We start from the raw sequence: 3678 nt of genomic DNA, 5'->3' as shown, positions 1-3678 counted from the left end.
GGAAGGATCTTTTATTCGTTTAGACTACCATGTAAACCTAAACAATCTAGAAATAATTTAAAATACTATCTTTCTAGAAAAAATCGTTTTCGTCATGTTGCAGTCAACGGATTCTGTAATTTAATCTCTTGTATTGATAGGTTTAAAGTATAGTTTCCATGATCGAGAAGTCTATTAAGAAGAAGATTCAATTGTTCTTGAGAATCAACTTTTATTTTTAAAAGGTAACAGCCTTCTCCCGATACTCGGTGAGCTTCAACTACCTCATTTTGATCTTTAATAAACCGTATAAACGAATCATGATTCGCTGTTTTCATATAAATAATGACAAACGCTGTAAAGGTCAGTCCTAATTTCATTTCATCTACTATTAGAGAGTAAGCTTTAATTACACCACTTTCCTCCAGTTTTTTAATACGATTCCCTACTGCCTGTCCCGTCATATGAATATGTTCACCTAAGTCTTTCCATTGAATACGTGAATTTTCCGATAGTAACCGAAGGATCTGAAAATCAATGTTATCTAGTTCCATTATAAATTCCTTTCACCATGAAATGATTTGATATAAAAGTGTTTCATCAAAGTATCGATAGAAATAAAGATATTGTATATCATTATACTTGTAATAAAATCTTTTAAATGAGGTGGATAAAATGAGTACAGCATTAATCATTGTCGATATACAAAACGACTATTTTCCAAATGGAAAGATGGAGTTAAGCAATCCTGATAAGGCAGCCGCTAATGCTGCTAAAGTTCTTGAATGGTATAGACAAAATAACAAAGATAATATTTTTCATGTTCAGCATATCGCGAGTAGTCCAGAGTTAGGTTTCTTCCTTCCGAATACAGAAGGGGCTGAAATACATGAATCTGTTCTACCATCAGAACACGAAAACATTATCGTAAAAAGTTTCCCTAACAGCTTTTTAAAGACTGATTTAGAAAGCAAATTAAGAGAAAAAGGTGTAACCTCGGTAATGATCGTAGGTATGATGACACATATGTGTATTGATGCAACAGTTAGAGCAGCAGTGGATCTAGGCTTTGAAACTACACTTATTGAAGATGCATGCGCTACAAGAGACTTGTCTTATCAAAATAAAATCGTTCCAGCTGAGCAGGTTCATTATGCATTAGTAAGTGCACTTAATGGTATGTATGCCAATGTAATTTCAACTGAGGATATCCTCAACAAAACCCTGTAGAAACATTGTAAGTGGGAGTTTGTTTAAAAACAAGTCCTTTATACCGATGTATGATTTATATCTAAGTAATATCCTCGAGTTTTGTAAATGTGCAATTAACCGTGTATAGAATGGTTAATTGCCTTTTTTCTTCTTTTCACTGAAAAACCTTCGTATTTCAGATGAGATCGGTTTTCCAAAATCAGTCGCTCATTAACATCAAATGAAACTACTGTATATCCACCGTCAATTACTAGACTTGAGCCCACTGGGGGCCAGGATCCAGAGTTCAGGCAAATATGAAGAGGAGTTCCAGCCAATGTGGAACCCCTTTTTTCTTATAATATGTTATTACTAAATAAAATCTCATTGACTATGTTTCTTTCTATCAATTCCCTAAAGCATTCCCTTCGTTAAATACTCACACAATTTCATTGGCTTATTTGTATGCTTAATTACTTCTTTGGATTGAAAAGTTTATACTAAACTCCACAGCATAATATTTTTATTTTAACTTTGAATACTTTCGATAAGTTTTATAGTAACTGCTACCCAAAAAAACAACCATGAATGCGGGAAACAACTTCAAAAGGACAAATGGAGTTTCAAATAATAATGCTTTCCAAAATAGTGCACCTTTCATACTCCAAAGACCTTCAAAATATAATCCCGAAAATCCCGAATCCTTGTAAAGCATATAAGAAAAAGCCAAACACAGCATGCCCAACACAATTGAATAACTCATTAATCTTTTATAATAATTACTCTTTGATTGCCGGTCCGAGAAGATTTCATTTTGATCATCATCTTCTTTTTGCCAATCCCGTATTCCACCCAGCCAGTACCACTTTACATAGATCCAACCAAAATCTTCATATATCCCTTTGTATTCCTCGAACTTTTTCTTTGGTAAATAATCTTGATAATCAAGTCGCATAACATATCTTTTGTCCGTTTTTTTGAAAGTGTATATTCCCAATCCACTAATATTTGTACAGCGATAGCCTTTTTGTAATTGCTCGTTCAACCATTGCTCTTCTGTTTCAATATTAAAAAACATGTTAAACATCTTCATTTGAATCATCCCTTCCGTACAAGGATAAAATATGCGATAGCCTTTCTTGTTCCATTTTCAAAATGGCGCTTCCTTCTGTAGTTATCATATAAATTTTTCTTCGCCCCGAATTTCCGACAGGTTCAATCCAACCATGTTTATTCAAGTTTTCAATTGCACCGTATAATGTACCCGCTGCTAAAATAACATTACCATTACTTATTTTTTCTATCTTCTGCATTACGGCATAGCCATGGAGTGGTTCACGTAGGGCTAGTAAAATATAATGCATGGTTTCAGACAGCGGAATTAATTTATGTTTCATACTCTCACCCTCTATTCATTTCAACTATATAGTTCAACTGTCTAATAATATAATACAGTTGAACTGAATAGTCAACTTCATTATTAAAACTAGGAAAAAATTCAATCACAAAAACTCGATTTCCTTTACGATGGGAAATCGAGTTTTGTGTAATCCTATTCAATTAAATGGCCCGCTTGTTGAAGAAGAAAAAATTCAGAAATCAACTTTTGATAACTTTATTTCGAAGCCACCCTAAACATTTCGCCAAATCCTCTCTCAATCCCCGATCATACTCCTGCTATCTCCCTGCCATCCAATCAATTATTTTCATACACCAACACCTGCTAATTCACAGATTTTATCCATTGCTTCGTTAAAATCACCTAGTTTGGTAATGATGTATTCATCGGCATCGTAGATAGTGAAAAGTCCTTCTTCATAATCAAGTGTAAAGCCACCATGATCAAGCTCCACGTTTTTTCGTTATAGGCGCCGACGGAATTCATATACGTACAGGTAATTCCTTTTTGAGATCGGCATAAATGGCATAGATAAAGTATTCCTGACAATAAGCGCTCGTCATAATCGTATCAAGCAGTAAAATATATTTCTCATCATAGAAACGAATCAGTCGCTTGTTCCCACAGCGCTTTTCTAGAATAAACGTATAATTAATAAACTACAGGCACCCACAGAATCCATATACGTACAGGTAATTCCTTTTTGTCAGGAACCACACACACAAACTCTCGGAAATAAATAGTTACTAGTACTAGCAATAGAGTTACCCAATTCCCCCTCATCGCCAACTCCAGCTCGTCAAAAGTTGACCTTGAATCCACCTATCATAACATTGTTTTTATAAGAGTATGACCTAATCTTCAATGATGAGTTTAAAATTCATTATTAACATATATTGTAAACTTGTATGGTCAAAATTGTCCATACAAGTTTACAATTGTTACAAAAAACGACATAATTCGATGATACTTCTATTAAAAGTTAGGCGCTTGTTCTCAAGACTATTGAAACCAATTCTATTACTATTAACTTAGTGATAATTTGATTTACATATTTTTCACCTTATATTGTAAGCGTTTTATCACAAAGGGGATCTACCATTTCAAAA

The 3678-nt window shown here is 33.8% G+C and carries 6 protein-coding genes; 1 reads left to right on the top strand and 5 read right to left on the bottom strand.

Annotation, left to right across the window (positions count from 1 at the left end; translation table 11 throughout):
- Positions 1-92: 92 nt before the first annotated feature.
- Positions 93-533 carry an Lrp/AsnC family transcriptional regulator gene (locus ACHABW_RS25435; RefSeq protein ID WP_435759813.1) on the bottom strand — a complete coding sequence of 147 codons (441 nt, stop codon included), beginning with the start codon at positions 531-533 and terminating at the stop codon, positions 93-95.
- Between the two features lie 121 nt (positions 534-654).
- Between ACHABW_RS25435 and ACHABW_RS25430 the strand changes: the two genes are divergently transcribed.
- Entirely contained in the window at positions 655-1209 is a 555-nt protein-coding gene (locus ACHABW_RS25430; RefSeq protein WP_435759811.1) for a cysteine hydrolase family protein, read from the top strand.
- 95 nt (positions 1210-1304) lie between these two features.
- Here ACHABW_RS25430 and ACHABW_RS25425 read toward each other — a convergent pair whose 3' ends face one another.
- From ACHABW_RS25425 to ACHABW_RS25410, 4 genes are all read right to left on the bottom strand, one after another.
- A complete protein-coding gene (locus tag ACHABW_RS25425; protein WP_435759809.1) occupies positions 1305-1508 on the bottom strand; it encodes a hypothetical protein in 204 nt (67 codons plus the stop codon).
- 185 nt (positions 1509-1693) lie between these two features.
- Positions 1694-2263 carry a DUF2812 domain-containing protein gene (locus ACHABW_RS25420; protein ID WP_435759807.1) on the bottom strand — a complete coding sequence of 190 codons (570 nt, stop codon included), beginning with the start codon at positions 2261-2263 and terminating at the stop codon, positions 1694-1696.
- Positions 2250-2567 (bottom strand): PadR family transcriptional regulator, encoded by a 318-nt coding sequence (locus tag ACHABW_RS25415; protein ID WP_435759805.1) that lies wholly within the window; start codon positions 2565-2567, stop codon positions 2250-2252. Before ACHABW_RS25415 ends, ACHABW_RS25420 begins: the two co-directional genes overlap by 14 nt.
- A 309-nt stretch (positions 2568-2876) precedes the next feature.
- The gene (locus ACHABW_RS25410; protein WP_435759803.1) at positions 2877-3023 is read right to left on the bottom strand and encodes a hypothetical protein; all 147 of its coding nucleotides are present in this window, start codon (positions 3021-3023) and stop codon (positions 2877-2879) included.
- Positions 3024-3678 lie beyond the last annotated feature (655 nt).

Source organism: Salipaludibacillus sp. CF4.18, from assembly GCF_051262595.1.
GTDB lineage: Bacteria > Bacillota > Bacilli > Bacillales > Salisediminibacteriaceae > Salipaludibacillus > Salipaludibacillus neizhouensis.
The sequence above is the reverse complement of the archived record's forward strand: the minus strand, read 5'-3'. Positions and strand labels throughout refer to the sequence as shown.

Bases quoted from the DNA above. Each gene is read 5' to 3' on its own strand.
- ACHABW_RS25435 (WP_435759813.1), bottom strand. From the start codon at position 533: ATGGAACTAGATAACATTGATTTTCAGATCCTTCGGTTACTATCGGAA.
- ACHABW_RS25430 (WP_435759811.1), top strand. From the start codon at position 655: ATGAGTACAGCATTAATCATTGTCGATATACAAAACGACTATTTTCCA.
- ACHABW_RS25420 (WP_435759807.1), bottom strand. From the start codon at position 2,263: ATGAAGATGTTTAACATGTTTTTTAATATTGAAACAGAAGAGCAATGG.
- ACHABW_RS25415 (WP_435759805.1), bottom strand. From the start codon at position 2,567: ATGAAACATAAATTAATTCCGCTGTCTGAAACCATGCATTATATTTTA.